The organism is Bradyrhizobium sp. USDA 4473 (assembly GCF_054063335.1).
The window spans coordinates 2,626,922-2,640,250 of the sequence record NZ_JBSSGE010000001.1 but is presented as its reverse complement, the minus strand read 5'-3'; the positions used below and the strand labels follow the sequence as shown (position 1 = coordinate 2,640,250).

The 13,329-nt window shown below is 64.5% G+C and carries 13 protein-coding genes; 5 read left to right on the top strand and 8 right to left on the bottom strand.

Features of this window, described 5'->3' with window-relative positions; genetic code table 11:
- Positions 1–41: 41 nt before the first annotated feature.
- From ACVW17_RS12330 to ACVW17_RS12315, 4 genes are all read right to left on the bottom strand, one after another.
- Positions 42–455 (bottom strand): DUF1850 domain-containing protein, encoded by a 414-nt coding sequence (locus tag ACVW17_RS12330; RefSeq protein WP_456797166.1) that lies wholly within the window; start codon positions 453–455, stop codon positions 42–44.
- Positions 416–2,524, bottom strand: a complete 2,109-nt coding sequence (locus ACVW17_RS12325; protein ID WP_456797165.1) for a TRAP transporter permease — start codon at positions 2,522–2,524, stop codon at positions 416–418. Before ACVW17_RS12325 ends, ACVW17_RS12330 begins: the two co-directional genes overlap by 40 nt.
- A 237-nt stretch (positions 2,525–2,761) precedes the next feature.
- Positions 2,762–3,709 carry a TAXI family TRAP transporter solute-binding subunit gene (locus ACVW17_RS12320; protein WP_456752138.1) on the bottom strand — a complete coding sequence of 316 codons (948 nt, stop codon included), beginning with the start codon at positions 3,707–3,709 and terminating at the stop codon, positions 2,762–2,764.
- 171 nt (positions 3,710–3,880) lie between these two features.
- A complete protein-coding gene (locus ACVW17_RS12315) occupies positions 3,881–4,321 on the bottom strand; it encodes a hypothetical protein (RefSeq protein WP_456797164.1) in 441 nt (146 codons plus the stop codon).
- Between the two features lie 281 nt (positions 4,322–4,602).
- On the opposite strand from ACVW17_RS12315, the gene ACVW17_RS12310 reads away from it, so the two are divergent.
- Entirely contained in the window at positions 4,603–5,817 is a 1,215-nt protein-coding gene (locus ACVW17_RS12310) for an EAL domain-containing protein (protein ID WP_456797163.1), read from the top strand.
- A gap of 64 nt (positions 5,818–5,881) precedes the next feature.
- On the opposite strand, the gene ACVW17_RS12305 is transcribed toward ACVW17_RS12310, so the two are convergent.
- Positions 5,882–6,361 carry a hypothetical protein gene (locus tag ACVW17_RS12305; RefSeq protein WP_456752134.1) on the bottom strand — a complete coding sequence of 160 codons (480 nt, stop codon included), beginning with the start codon at positions 6,359–6,361 and terminating at the stop codon, positions 5,882–5,884.
- A 204-nt stretch (positions 6,362–6,565) separates the two neighbouring features.
- Here ACVW17_RS12305 and ACVW17_RS12300 point away from each other — a divergent pair, with 204 nt between their 5' ends.
- The gene (locus ACVW17_RS12300) at positions 6,566–6,865 is read left to right on the top strand and encodes a hypothetical protein (protein ID WP_456797162.1); all 300 of its coding nucleotides are present in this window, start codon (positions 6,566–6,568) and stop codon (positions 6,863–6,865) included.
- Positions 6,866–6,880: 15 nt separating this feature from the next.
- On the opposite strand, the gene ACVW17_RS12295 is transcribed toward ACVW17_RS12300, so the two are convergent.
- The gene (locus tag ACVW17_RS12295) at positions 6,881–8,089 is read right to left on the bottom strand and encodes a hypothetical protein (RefSeq protein WP_456797161.1); all 1,209 of its coding nucleotides are present in this window, start codon (positions 8,087–8,089) and stop codon (positions 6,881–6,883) included.
- A 143-nt stretch (positions 8,090–8,232) separates the two neighbouring features.
- A complete protein-coding gene (locus tag ACVW17_RS12290) occupies positions 8,233–8,862 on the bottom strand; it encodes an NUDIX hydrolase (RefSeq protein ID WP_456752131.1) in 630 nt (209 codons plus the stop codon).
- Between the two features lie 92 nt (positions 8,863–8,954).
- Here ACVW17_RS12290 and ACVW17_RS12285 point away from each other — a divergent pair, with 92 nt between their 5' ends.
- The 3 genes from ACVW17_RS12285 (at position 8,955) to ACVW17_RS12275 (ending at position 10,965) form a co-directional block, all read left to right on the top strand.
- Entirely contained in the window at positions 8,955–9,380 is a 426-nt protein-coding gene (locus ACVW17_RS12285) for a PaaI family thioesterase (RefSeq protein ID WP_456752130.1), read from the top strand.
- 102 nt (positions 9,381–9,482) lie between these two features.
- On the top strand, positions 9,483–10,493 hold the full coding sequence (locus ACVW17_RS12280; protein ID WP_456752129.1) for an aldo/keto reductase: 1,011 nt from the start codon (positions 9,483–9,485) through the stop codon (positions 10,491–10,493).
- Positions 10,494–10,764: 271 nt separating this feature from the next.
- A complete protein-coding gene (locus ACVW17_RS12275; protein WP_456752128.1) occupies positions 10,765–10,965 on the top strand; it encodes a hypothetical protein in 201 nt (66 codons plus the stop codon).
- Positions 10,966–11,063: 98 nt separating this feature from the next.
- Here ACVW17_RS12275 and katG read toward each other — a convergent pair whose 3' ends face one another.
- Positions 11,064–13,238, bottom strand: a complete 2,175-nt coding sequence (katG, locus tag ACVW17_RS12270; RefSeq protein WP_456752127.1) for a catalase/peroxidase HPI — start codon at positions 13,236–13,238, stop codon at positions 11,064–11,066.
- Positions 13,239–13,329: the final 91 nt, after the last annotated feature.

Below are 13,329 nucleotides of genomic sequence, written 5' to 3'. Positions count from 1 at the left end.
CATCGGGCGCTCATTCGCGCGACCCGTTGGCTCCATCCGGGCTACGGATCGCGACACACACTCATCGTGGTGACATTAGCACCGATCGGATGTCCGAAAATCTCCGATAGCGTCTGGCAGCGTCCCGCATGGCATAAGTGCCATTCGCCGGCGGCGCCGGAATTGCCGAGCACGACCGCCGGCCTCGGCACCGGCCGCGGCGACCATTGAAACCAGCCGTCGACGAGGCGCGCCTCCGGCGGCGGCTCCATGCCGGCGCCGGTGCCTTTGATGCGTGCCTGCTGCAGCACGAGCCCGGCCCGCGTGACGTGCCAGTCTTCCTGCCAGGCGGTCTTCTCGATCGAATGCGTCCAGGCCAGCGTGAAGGCCGCAATCGACAGCGTCTTCACGACACCGGCGGACGCCAGGCAGAGGCTCAAGCCGCCGCCACTGCATCGCGCGGACGCTGCCGCCATTGCCACAGCACGACCGCCGCCGCGAGCGTGAAGCCCGCGGTGTCCGAGAAGCGGAAATCGCCGAGCAGGCAGAGCGCGGCGCCGAATGCAGCCACGATCTCGATCAAGCTCAGTCGCGTGAACAGGAAGCCGATCGCGACGATGCCGAACAATCCGATCGCCACCAGCGCCTTGAAGGTCGCCAGCGCCACCGCGCCGTAGAAGCCGAGCTGGGCGGCCATCGGATCATTGGCCTGCAACATCAGCGCCGGCGAATAGACGAAGATGAAGGGAATGACGTAGCCGGCCAGCGCGATCCGCATCGCCTCCCAGCCGATCTTGTCCGGATTCTCCCTGGCGATCGGCGCAGCCGCGAGGGCTGCGAGGGCCACCGGCGGCGAGAGGTCGGCCATGATGCCGTAGTAGAACGCAAACATGTGGCTTGCGATCAAGGGGACGCCGAGCTTGGCGAGCGCAGGCGCGGCCAGCGCCGCGGTGATGATGTAGGTCGGGATCGTCGGGATGCCGGTGCCGAGCAGGATCGACAGCAGCATGGTCATGATCAGCGCCAGGAACAGGCTCTTGGCGCCGAGCCCGATGATCCAGCTGCCGAAGATGGTGCCGACGCCGGTCTGCGTCATCATGCCGATGATGGTGCCGACGATGGCGCAGGCCATGCCGACGGTCAGCGCCGACTTGGCGCTGTCGGCAAGCGAGTCACGGCAGGCCCGGAGCGTGGCCCGGCCGCCGCGCGTGATCGCCGCGATCGCGATCAGGCCGGCGACGACGCTCATGACCGGCACGATCTCGAGCCCGTGGCGCGACACCGCGGCCACCACCAGCGCGAGGCCGATCCAGAAGATATAGCGCACGACGGTGTTGGAGAAGCCGAGCGTGATGCTGGCGCCGAGGATCAGCGCGACCGTCAGCGCAAGCCCCATACTGCCGGCATAGAGCGGCGTGAAGCCTTCGAACAGCATGTAGACCAAAGCTGCGAGCGGCAACACCAGGTACCAGCGCGCCACCAGCGCCTTCCAGGCACTCGGGATCTCCGAACGCTTCATGCCGACGAGGCCGTGCTTGCCGGCTTCCAGATGCACCATCCAGAATGCCGAGGCGAAATACAGGATCGCCGGAATCACCGCCGCCTTGACGATCTCGGAATAGGGCACGCCGAGCGTCTCCGCCATGATGAAGGCGACCGCGCCCATCACCGGCGGCATGATCTGGCCGCCCATCGAGGCGGTGGCCTCGACGCCGGCGGCGAACGCACGGCGGTAGCCGAACTTGACCATCAGGGGAATCGTGAACTGGCCGACGGTGACGACGTTGGCGACGCCGGAGCCCGAGATCGTGCCCATCATGCCCGAGGCGAACACCGCGACCTTGGCCGGGCCGCCGCGGGTGCGGCCGAACAGGCCGAGCGAGACGTCGGTGAACAGCTGGATCATGCCGGCCCGCTCGAGGAACGAACCGAACAGGATGAACAGGAAGATGTAGGTCGCCGAGACGTAGATCGGCACGCCGTAGAAGCCCTCGGTGCCGAACGACAGATGCGTGACGATCTGGTCGAAGTCATAGCCGCGATGGTTGAACGGCGACGGCAGGTACTGCCCGAAGAACCAGTAGAGCAGACAGGCGCCGCACATCAGCGGCAGCGCCGCGCCCATCAGCCGCCGCGTGCCCTCGAAGATCAGGATCGCGAGCAGCGTGCCGACCGCGAGGTCCATCTGGGTCGGATCGCCGTCGCGCGCGATCAAATCGGCATAGAAGATCCACTGGTAGAGCCCGCAGAGGAAGCCCGCCGCGCCGACGATCCAGCTCACCGCCCGGCCGAAATCGGTCTTGGCGGTGAAATTGCCGATCAGGCCGAAGGTCAGGAGGATCAGGAAGCCGACATGGACGCCGCGCACCACCTGGCTCGGCAGGTAGTTGAAGGCCGCGACGTAGAGCTGGAACACCGCAAAGGCGAGCCCGATGGCATAGGCCAAACGCCCCCAGCCGCCCGGGCCGAAACCTTCCGGAAAGCCGTGCTCGAAATTGTCGAATTCAACCTTGATGGGCTGCTCGCCCGCAATCTGCTGCTGCATTGAATGAAATCCCCCGCCGTGCCCACGGCGCTTATAGCTACCTGGCCGTTGTCCCGAAACCGAGAAAAAACTCGACCACCGGCGCGAAGCACCGCCGGATGACAGGCTCCGCGAAGCAATCATCGTTCGGCACATGCGGAACGAATGGATTGCTTCGTCGCGGAGCCTGTCATCGGGCGCGCATTCGCGCGACCCGTTGGCTCCTCGCAATGACGGTGGAGGTCGGCTTGTCCGGCCTTACTTGATCAATCCCTTTTCCTTGTAGAAGCGGATCGCGCCGGGATGCAGCGGCACCGGGCTGCCGGTCGCGGCGGCCTCGAGCTTGATCTCCTTGCCCGCGGCGTGGGCGTTGGCGAGTTCCGGCAGCGATTCATAGACCAGCTTGGTCATCTGATAGGCGAGATCGTCCGACACCGCGCTCGAGGTGACGAGGTAGTTCACGACCGCAGCCGTCGGCACATCCTTGTCCTGACCGGTATAGGTGTTGGCCGGGATGATCACCGAGACGAAGGGAGGACCGATCTTGTCGACGGTCTCCTTCGGCACGGCGACGACCGTGATCTCGCTCGAGGTCGAGAGATCCTTCAGCGAGGCAACGCCGAGGCCGGCGGATTGTAGCGTGGCGCTGAGCTGGCGGTTCTTCATCAGGTCGACCGATTCGGCGAACGGCAGATACTCGACCTTGCCGAGATCCTTGTAGCTCATGCCGGCGGCCGCGAGGATCGCGCGCGAGTTGAGCTCGGTGCCGGATTTCGGCGCGCCGACCGACAGGCTCTTGCCCTTCAGGTCAGCCAGCGTCTTGATGCCGCTTTCGGCGGTTGCGACGATCTGGATGTAGTTCGGATAGATCGCGCCGATGGTGCGCAGCTTGTCGAGCTTGGTCTTGAAACCGGCTTCAGCGTCGCCTTCCCAGGCCGCTTTCAGCGAATCGCCGAGCGTGAAGGCGATCTCGCCGCGACCCTGCTGCAGCAGCACCAGATTCTCGACCGAGGCCTTGGTCGCCTGCACCTGGGTCTTGGCGCCGGCGATCTTGTCGCCGTAGATCTTTCCGATCGCGACGCCGAGCGGATAGTAGACGCCCGAGGTGCCGCCTGTGAGCACGTTAATGAACTGCTCGGCCTGTGCGACGGGCGCGGACAAAACACTGGCTGCCACGACCGCGGCAGCCATCAACCTTGAATTCATGAGCATTATTCTCCCCTAAGCCGGGCCGGAAATTGGCCGCCCGCCCCCGCCGGGTCAACCCATCCAAATGACGCATGCGCGGCGGAAAACCCTGACGGCAGCATCACCTTACCTGCGCGGGCACTCGCGCCCGGCGAGCGGCTTGAGATGCGCGATCCCGCCCGCGAGGTATCACTTGCAGCCGTCCGGCAATGCGGTGGCCGCGATCGCCGGCGGCACTGCCTTCTGGTTTGGTCCCGTCATGGAGTTCTGGCTGCTCGCGGCGATGGCGCTTGCCAGCATCGCCACGACGCTGTCATCAATCACCAGGTCGCGCGCGGGCTGGACGATGTCGCGGAGGCGCAGGGCACGCGGCATCACCGGCCATCCGGCCTTTGCGCGCTGCTGACGTGCAAGCCGCTGCTGATCTTCGCGGTCACGACCGTGATCTTTCAGTTTGCCGATCGGCTCCTGCGCGTTGATGCCGGAGACGTTGCGAACGCCAACGGCGACGTCATGCTCACCTGCATGCGCATCGCAAGATCTGTGATTCGCCGTCGTTGCTCGGCAGGGACTCACATCGCGCCGCGCGAAGCAATCTGATGTCCAACAATGGTGCAGCTTCGCGCTCATCTCGAAGCGGCAACACAGTGATTAACGGCGTCTCCCATTGGAACACGCGCACGACGCTTCTGTTGTCGCCCCAAGTTCGGCCACGATCACGCTGATGAACGTCAGATGACGCATTTATTGCACGCATGACAGCGGCAAGATGCAGCGATTCCAACGTGATTTGACTCGAATTGAATCCTTTAAGGTTAGCGAGGCAATCAATGTATGAACCAGAAATTTCCATGATTGCCGCCGCTCCAGGATGTACGAGTCAATCCGGGGTAATTACGGACAAGGCGGGCATGAATCACATCAGTCACATCGGACACGCACGAGCCGGCTGGTTCGGACATCGCAAGCTGACCCCTCGCGCATGCATTGCAGACAGCAAAAAACACCTCCGGACCTTCCTCGCGGAGGCGCTGGACGACCTCGGCTTCATCACCAGTGAATGCAGCCAGGCACTGGAACTTGACACCGTGCTGGACGCGGAACGGCCCGATCTTCTGGTGCTCGGGGTGTCCGTGGACGGCATCGAAGTCAGTAAAATTCTCGAGACTTTGGTGAGAAAGGACTACGGCGGCAAGGTCCTCGTGATCGGCCAACCGGACTCCATCATCGTCAAGGCGGTCCGGCAGATCGGCGATGAGTACGGCATCGCCATGCTGCCGGCACTGTCCACCCCGTTCAGCGCCGGAACCCTGCGTGACAGTCTTGCGTCGCTGCTGCCGCTCGAGCCCGCGCCGAGCCCGGCCGTCGACGTCCCCGAAGCGCTCAAGGCCGGCTGGCTCGAGCTGTGGTATCAGCAGAAAATCCATCTCCGGACACTGGTCCCGAGCGGTGCCGAGGCGCTGATCCGGATGCGCCATCCGGCATGGGGCGTGGTGCCGCCGGCCTACTTCATTCCGGATGAAAGCGATCCGCATTTTCATGCGCTGTCCGAATTCGTGATCGCGCGCGCGATCGAGGACTGGCGTTATCTGCTCGAGCAGATCGGGCCGGTCAATCTCTCGATCAACCTGCCGATCTCGTTTCTCGCCGATGACGATGCGGTACGCGAGCTCTGCTACCGGATTCCGGACCATGCGGCCTTCGCCGGCCTCTTGATCGAGATCGACAGCACCGAGGTCATCGACAATCTGGATCTCGCGATCGACGTCGCGCGGCGCGTGCGGCTGCACAATATCGGCATCTCGATCGACAATGTCGGCGCCAACTGGCCGTCCTTGCTGGGACTGCCGAATTTTCCGTTCGTTCAGCTCAAGGTCGATCATCAATACGTCACCGGCTGCGCCGATCAGCGCCTGAAGCAGACGGTGTGCCGGCGTGTCGTCGAGCTCGCCCACGACAGCGGCGCGCAGGTCGTCGCCCAGGGGGTCGAGACCCGCGCGGACTTCCTCGCCGCGCATGAGATGGATTTCGATCAGGTCCAGGGCTACCTGTTCGGCAAGCCGATGGGCGTCAAGAAGTTCGCCCGCTCACGCATGCACTTCTCGGAGAAAGAGCCGGCCTCCTGACCCATGGCGGTTCGACGGCACCACCACGCCGGAAGCGCCCGCATTCACGCGGGCCGCGCCGCCGTTACTGAAACGTCATGTCGAGGCATTTCGAGATATCGGAGCCGAGGCCGGACGAGATCGTGATGCAGCCGCGGATCTTCTGGGTGTTGGCGTCGCTCGCCCAGATCGCATAGCCGCCGGGACCGAAGAACGAGTTGGTGTTCGGCGGCTCGGTCTCGGTGGCGTCGAACGTGTAATTGCCGTCGGTGTCGAAGATGCGCGGCTTCTTGGTGCAGCCGCCGTCGGCCTGGACGTTGATGACCTCCTTGTTGTCCCGCGTCAGCGCCAGCGAGACCTGGCAACGGAAGTATTCGGAGGTCTTGGCGTTGAACAGATAGGCGTAGGACTTGCAGGTCGAGGTGTTGAGCTTGCCCGCGGAGAGGCCGCGGCTGCAGGAGATTCGCTGGTTGTTGGAGAGCTTGAACTCGTCCGCCTGCACGACTGACGCCAGCGTCATGAACGACAGAGCGACACCGATACCGATTTTCATGACGTGGCTCATCCTGATCATCCCCCAGTAACGTTTCTGGCAATCGAAGCGTTTGTAAACGGTAACGCGAAAATAGTCGCCAAGCTTGATACGGGAAATCACAAACTCGATGATCTGCGTAAGCAGCCACGCCGATTGTCGTATTGACGCGCGAATGGCGTTCGTGATTTGTTCAAAGGCGTGGGGACGACGCCGTTTTTCGGCCGGAGGTGGATCATGACGCATTTTTTGACCAAGACCTTTTTTGCGACAGCGACCCTTGCTGCGATGACGACATGCGCATTCGCGCAGGAGGCCGCGCCCTGGGAGCTGAAGACCGACATGGGCTATGCCTATGACAAGGACGGCAAGACCTGGGCCTACAAAATGGGGACCAGCAATGCCGGCACCTTGCTGAAGGGCGCCAAGAAGGTGCCGAAGGGGACGCTGTTCTTCATCGGGCACAACGGCCAGCTCTACATGCGCTCCGGGCCCTATCTCGAGGGCGACGGCAAGTTCATGTTCGGCTCGAACTGAGGCTTCCAGCAGACCTCAGAACGCAGCGGCCAATTCCTTGGCGCCGGGCTTGCTGCTGTTGAAGTCCATGCGCTCGTTGGTGACGGCAAGCAGCCTGGCCACGGTGTTGTGACGGATCGCGACCGGGTTGCGCTCATAGCCCGAGCGCTGGAAGAAGTTCGCGGTCGGCACCTGTTCGCGCATCGCCTGCGGCATGGTCACCATGTCGAGCCCGGTGCCGTCGCCGGTCAGATTCATCATCTCGAGCTCGGCCGCGGTCAGCGGCCGACCGTAGCCCTTGTTGCGCGCGAAGATCACCGAGGTGAGCAGCTTGTGGGTCTGCAGCATCGGGCCGACATCGATGTCGAGCACCATGGCGTGACAGGCCCAGCCCTGCGGCGTGTCGGCAAGGCGTTGATGCGCCGACCAGTCGTCGGGCACGGTGCGCGTGAACGCCACCATCTTCTTCAGCACCGCGAGCTTGTGCTCCATCGCCTTGCGCGCCGGCCCCTGCGTCCGCGCCACCCGCTCGGTCAGGTCCCGCACGAATTCATGGCCCTGCTCGGCCAATAGCTCGACGGTGTTGGTGGTGAGCAGCTGGTTGTAGCCCATCGCCGTGGAGATCGCGCGCTTGCCGCCGTGCTCGATGCCCGCCTGCACGTCGTAATTGCCGGTGCCGCCGGTCTCGAACGAATAGACCCGCACCGCCTGCTCCGGCGTCAGCCCGGCCGCGCGGGCGTAGCGGGCATAGGCGCGCTTGAACTCGACCTCGCTGGTCGGCCGCTGCGGCATGAACTGGAATTGTTCGGCGGCCGCCCTGACCAGATCGGAGACCACCGGAATCGTTTTCGGCGGCCGCGGCGGCTTGCCGCCCTCTTCTTCCGGTGCCGGATTGACCGGCCGCTTCGGGCCCTCATAGACCGGCGGCTGCTGCAGCACGTAGTCGTCGAGCCCAATCTGCACGCGGTCGCGGCGTTTGGCATTGCGAGTGCGCCGCTTGTCGGCGATCGCGTTCCAATAGGCGCCGGCGTCCTGCTCGAAGGCAGCGCGCGCCTCCTCGTACTCCTGCAGCTTGCGGCGATAGTCCATGATCGCCTGCGGCGAGGCCTGCGCCATCGCATTGGCGACCGACGGCGGCAACGCATCGGCCTCGCCGGCCAAGACACCAGCCAAGACAGACGGCGCGCCGACAGTGAGCGCGAGCGCGACGAGTCCAAGGCAGGGGCGAATCAATTGCGGGCGCATGGCCTCGTTGTAGCAAGCGCGGCCGCGAAGTCAGCCCGGAATTGTCCGGATCGAAGCGGCCGGATGCCGCGATCGGCTCCAGAATTTTCGCCACAATGCGGTATTGCCCGCGCAACGCCGTGCCGACGACGGGGTGATGGCGGTCACTTCCATGCGAACACCGGTTGCTCGAGATCGGCGACACGGGTGCTGCGCCCGGCCAGCACCTCGCGGAACTGATAGATCAACGCGGCGGTCGGCGCATGGATCTGCTGGCCGCCGAGGCGGAAGCGGATCACGCGCCGGGTGCTCTCGGGAATCGTGACGAAGCTGAACGCGTCCTGGAGTTCGATCGCATCGAGGCCGATGCGGTGCACGGAGGCGACCTCGTCCGGATTCGGCGTGATCGCGGCATGCGCACCGGCCCACACCACGACCGGCGTGATCAGATAGCCGGAGCGGGTCGGATAGTCGTCGAGCAGGCCGAGCACATCGCGTTCGGACAGCTTGAGGCCGAGCTCTTCCTGCAATTCGCGCAGCGCGGCTTCAGCCTGGGTCTCACCGGCATCGCAGCGTCCGCCCGGCAGCGCCCATTGCGCGCTGTGCGCACGCAAGCGCGCGCTGCGGCGGGTCAGCAGGAACGCCGTACCACGGCCATCATCGCCTTCGGTCAGCGCGATCGCGACCGCCGCGCGTTTCAGCGCCGGCGCCGCGTCGGCCGCGGCCTGACGCGCGAATGCGGCACAGAGCTCTGCGATATTCCGCCGGGTGGCATCATCAAATGTGCGGGCCATTGAGCTTGACTACAACACATCAGCGTTTGATGAAATGAGTCGAACGACATGCCTCCTGCGATCAATCATCTGCAAGCAAGGGATTCCTCCTCATGACGGCCAAGGCCGCGGACCACCTCAAATCCGACGGCTGGAAGATCGCCGAAACCACGGGCTTCCTGACCCTGATCGGCCCGTTGTGGGAACGATTGAAGGACGGCGCGCTCGAGCTCGCGCTGATCACCGAGGATAAGCACCATAATCGTCGCGGGCTGGTGCAGGGCGGCGTGATCATGACCTTTGCCGACCGCGCCTGCGGCATGGCCGCGCGCTTCGTCTCGGGCAAGCCGACGCTTGCGACGGTGCAGCTCGACACCCATTTCGTCGAGGCCGGCAAGATCGGCGAGATCCTGACGACGCGGCCCCGCGTGGTGCGCTCGACCCGCAGCCTGATCTTCATCAGCGCCGAGGTGACCGTCGAGAAGCGCTGCATCGCGATGGCCAACGGCGTGTTCAAGATCCTGAAGAACGAGAGTTGATCATCGTCGTTCCGGGGCGATGCGCCAGCATCGAACCCGGAATCTCGAGATTCCGGGTCGGACCTTCGGACCATCCCGGAATGACATCCGGAGGAACGATCGATGCAATATCGCCAACTCGGCCGCAGCGGCCTGAAGGTATCGCCGATCTGTCTCGGCACGATGATGTTCGGCGGGCCGACCGATGAGGCGACCTCGTCGCGGATCGTGGCCAAGGCGCGCGAGGCCGGCATCAACTTCATCGACAGCGCCGACGCCTATAATGGCGGCAAGTCCGAGGAGGTCGTCGGCCGCGCGATCGCCAACAGCCGCTCCAACTGGGTGCTCGCGACCAAGCTCGCCAATCCGATCGGCGATGATCCCAATCATGGCGGGCTGTCGCGGCGCTGGGTACTGCAGGCCGCCGACGAGAGCCTGAAGCGGCTCGGCACCGACTACATCGACGTCTACTATCTGCACAAGGAAGACCACGCGACGCCGCTCGACGAGACCGTGCGCGCGATCGGCGACCTGATCCGCGCCGGCAAGGTGCGCTATTTCGGCGTCTCCAACTACCGCGCCTGGCGCGTCGCCGAGATCTGCAACATCTGCGATCGGCTCGGCATCGACCGCCCGGTCGCGAGCCAGCCCTATTACAATGCGATGAACCGGATGCCCGAGGTCGAGCATTTTCCGGCCTGCGCCTATTACGGCCTCGGCATCGTGCCCTATAGCCCGCTGGCGCGCGGCGTCCTGACCGGCAAATACGCCCCCGACGCGGCGCCGCCGGCGGACAGCCGCGCGGGGCGCAACGACAAGCGCATGATGCAGACCGAGTGGCGGCCGGAATCGCTCGAGCTCGCCCAGGAGATCAAGCGCCATGCCGAGAGCCGCGGCATCACCGCCGGGCAGTTCGCGGTGTCGTGGGTGCTGAACTCGTCGTTCGTCAGCGCGGTGATCGCAGGCCCGCGCACCGAAGCGCAATGGGACGACTACATCCGCGCGCTCGACTACCGCTTCACCGCCGAGGACGAAGCCCTGATCGACCGCCTCGTCGTGACAGGCCATCCCTCGACGCCGGGCTTCAACGATCCCGCCTATCCGATCGAAGGGCGCCGGGCGCGGAGCGGATAGCCGCTGTAACGGCGACGCACGAATCAGGGTTGGACATTCGATTCCATCCGCCCTCATTGAGCGGGAGCGACGAAGCAATCCATCTCTCCATGCGGCACGATGGATTGCTTCGCGGAGCCTGTCATCCGGCGGCGCTTCGCGCCGAACCGGGTGGCTCGCAATGACGGTGTCCACTCGGCTGCGCCGAAGTTACGTTTCGCAGCTTCCGAATTGCGCGAAGCCCGGGTCGGCTGCAGCATCAGGGCATGACAATGCTGATGCTGGTGCTGCCATGACGGCATCCAATGTACTCGACTGCATCGTGGCGCTCCTCGTGTGCTGGGCGAGCCTGACCGCAATCTTCGAGCCGCGGCGCGACGCCATGCGATGTGACGTGCCTGCCGCGACCGGCAGCGCGCCGCAAGCTTCGCTGGCGCCGCCATCGCAGGCGGAGTTCGAGGAGATGATCCGGGACATGAAGCTGCACGACTGAGCAACGCTGCGGAAAGCCTTTCGTCCCGAACGACGTCCCTGAAATGAAACAGGGCGGCGCCGAAGCGCCGCCCTGCCCTGATGGCCATTGCCGGCCGCTTACTTCACGAGGTCGAAGCGATCGGCGTTCATCACCTTGGCCCAGGCCGCGACGAAGTCCTTCACGAACTGTTCCTTCGAGTCGGACTGGCCGTAGACCTCGGCGAATGCCCGCAGCTGCGAGTGCGAACCGAAGATCAGGTCGACGCGGGTGCCGGTCCACTTCACCGCCTTGGTCTTACGGTCGCGGCCTTCATAGACGCCCTGGCCGACATGGCTCCACTCGGTGGACATATCGAGCAGGTTGAGGAAGAAGTCGTTGGTCAGCGTCCCGGGCTTGCCGGTGAAGACGCCGTGCTTGGACTTCCCGGCATTGGCGCCGAGAACGCGCAGTCCGCCGACGAGGACGGTCATTTCCGGCCCCGTCAGCTTCAGCAGCTGCGCACGATCCACCAACGCTTCTTCCGGCATCATGAACTGATGCTTGCCGCTGACGTAATTGCGGAAACCGTCAGCCCGCGGCTCCAGCGGAGCGAAGGATTGGACGTCGGTCTGATCCTGCGACGCGTCCATGCGGCCGGGCGTGAACGGAACCTTCACGCTGATGCCGCCGTCCTTGGCCGCCTTCTCGATCGCGGCCGCACCGCCGAGCACGATCAGGTCGGCCAGTGAGACCTTCTTGCCGCCGGTGCTGAACTCCTTCTGGATGGCCTCGAGCTTGGAGAGCACCGTCTTGAGCTGCGCCGGCTCGTTGACCTCCCAGTCCTTCTGCGGAGCAAGACGGATGCGCGCACCGTTGGCGCCGCCACGTTTGTCGGAGCCGCGGAAGGTCGAGGCCGAAGCCCAGGCGGTCGACACCAGCTCGGACACCGACAGACCCGAGGCAAGGATCTTCGCCTTGAGCGCCTCGATATCCTTGTCGCCGATCACTTCATGATCGAGCGCCGGGATCGGGTCCTGCCAGATCAGCGTCTCCTTCGGCACCAGCGGGCCGAGGTAGCGCACGATCGGACCCATGTCGCGGTGGGTGAGCTTGAACCAGGCGCGGGCGAACGCGTCCGCGAACTGATCGGGGTGCTCCAGAAAGCGGCGCGAGATCTTCTCATAGGCGGGATCGAAGCGCAGCGAGAGGTCCGTGGTCAGCATCGTCGGCTTGCGCTTCTTCGACGGATCGAACGGATCCGGGATGATCGCGTCGGCTCCCTTGGCTTCCCACTGCTGGGCGCCGCCGGGGCTCTTCGTCAGCTCCCATTCATACTTGAACAGGTTCTCGAAGAAGTAGTTGCTCCACTTGGTCGGCGTCTGGGTCCAGACCACCTCGAGGCCGGAGGTGATCGCATCAGTGCCCACGCCGCTGGCATGGCTGCTCTTCCAGCCGAGACCCTGGTCCTCGAGCGCGCCAGCTTCCGGCTCCGGACCGACCAGCGACGGATCGCCCGCGCCATGGGTCTTGCCGAAGGTGTGACCGCCGGCGATCAGCGCGACGGTCTCCTCATCGTTCATCGCCATGCGGAAGAACGTCTCGCGGATGTCCTTCGCGGCAGCGACCGGATCCGGCTTGCCGTTCGGACCTTCCGGATTGACGTAGATCAGGCCCATCTGCACGGCGCCGAGCGGCTCGGAGAGCTGACGCTCGCCGCTGTAACGCTCGTCGCCGAGCCAGGTGCCCTCCGGGCCCCAGTACAGCTCTTCCGGTTCCCATACGTCGGCGCGGCCACCCGCAAAGCCGAACGTCTTGAAGCCCATCGATTCCAGCGCGACATTGCCGGCAAGGATCATCAGGTCGGCCCAGGAGATCTTCTTGCCGTACTTCTGCTTGATCGGCCAAAGCAGCCGGCGCGCCTTGTCGAGGCTGGCATTGTCGGGCCAGCTGTTGAGCGGAGCAAAACGCTGCTGACCGGCGCCGGCGCCGCCGCGGCCGTCGGTGATGCGGTAGGTGCCCGCCGAGTGCCAGGCCATGCGGATCATCAGGCCGCCGTAGTGACCGTAGTCGGCCGGCCACCATTCCTGCGACTCGGTCATCAAGGCCGTCAGGTCCTTGATGACCGCGTTGAGATCGAGGGTCTTGAATTCCTTGGCGTAGTCGAAGGTCTTTCCCATCGGATCGGACAGATCCGAATTCCGATGCAGCACCTGAATGTCGAGTCCTTGCGGCCACCAGTCACGATTCGTGCGTGCGCGGGGGCTTGCGCCGAATGGGCATTTGCCCGCGCCTTCGTCGGTTTTTGCGTCCATGTTTCTTCTCCGAGGTGATGGATTCTGGAATGTGCTGGAGCTCTTCCAAGAAAGATTCTACGCGCCCCAATCTATCAGGTGAAATTGACTT

What these genes read in the sequence shown, in the direction of transcription:
- ACVW17_RS12280 (WP_456752129.1), top strand. Translation starts at nt 9,483, where the DNA reads ATGCAATATCGCCAACTCGGCCGCAGCGGCCTGAAGGTATCGCCGATC.
- ACVW17_RS12325 (WP_456797165.1), bottom strand. Translation starts at nt 2,524, where the DNA reads ATGCAGCAGCAGATTGCGGGCGAGCAGCCCATCAAGGTTGAATTCGAC.
- ACVW17_RS12275 (WP_456752128.1), top strand. Translation starts at nt 10,765, where the DNA reads ATGACGGCATCCAATGTACTCGACTGCATCGTGGCGCTCCTCGTGTGC.
- katG (WP_456752127.1), bottom strand. Translation starts at nt 13,238, where the DNA reads ATGGACGCAAAAACCGACGAAGGCGCGGGCAAATGCCCATTCGGCGCA.
- ACVW17_RS12330 (WP_456797166.1), bottom strand. Translation starts at nt 455, where the DNA reads ATGGCGGCAGCGTCCGCGCGATGCAGTGGCGGCGGCTTGAGCCTCTGC.
- ACVW17_RS12315 (WP_456797164.1), bottom strand. Translation starts at nt 4,321, where the DNA reads ATGAGCGCGAAGCTGCACCATTGTTGGACATCAGATTGCTTCGCGCGG.
- ACVW17_RS12295 (WP_456797161.1), bottom strand. Translation starts at nt 8,089, where the DNA reads ATGCGCCCGCAATTGATTCGCCCCTGCCTTGGACTCGTCGCGCTCGCG.
- ACVW17_RS12305 (WP_456752134.1), bottom strand. Translation starts at nt 6,361, where the DNA reads ATGAGCCACGTCATGAAAATCGGTATCGGTGTCGCTCTGTCGTTCATG.
- ACVW17_RS12285 (WP_456752130.1), top strand. Translation starts at nt 8,955, where the DNA reads ATGACGGCCAAGGCCGCGGACCACCTCAAATCCGACGGCTGGAAGATC.
- ACVW17_RS12310 (WP_456797163.1), top strand. Translation starts at nt 4,603, where the DNA reads ATGAATCACATCAGTCACATCGGACACGCACGAGCCGGCTGGTTCGGA.
- ACVW17_RS12320 (WP_456752138.1), bottom strand. Translation starts at nt 3,709, where the DNA reads ATGAATTCAAGGTTGATGGCTGCCGCGGTCGTGGCAGCCAGTGTTTTG.
- ACVW17_RS12300 (WP_456797162.1), top strand. Translation starts at nt 6,566, where the DNA reads ATGACGCATTTTTTGACCAAGACCTTTTTTGCGACAGCGACCCTTGCT.
- ACVW17_RS12290 (WP_456752131.1), bottom strand. Translation starts at nt 8,862, where the DNA reads ATGGCCCGCACATTTGATGATGCCACCCGGCGGAATATCGCAGAGCTC.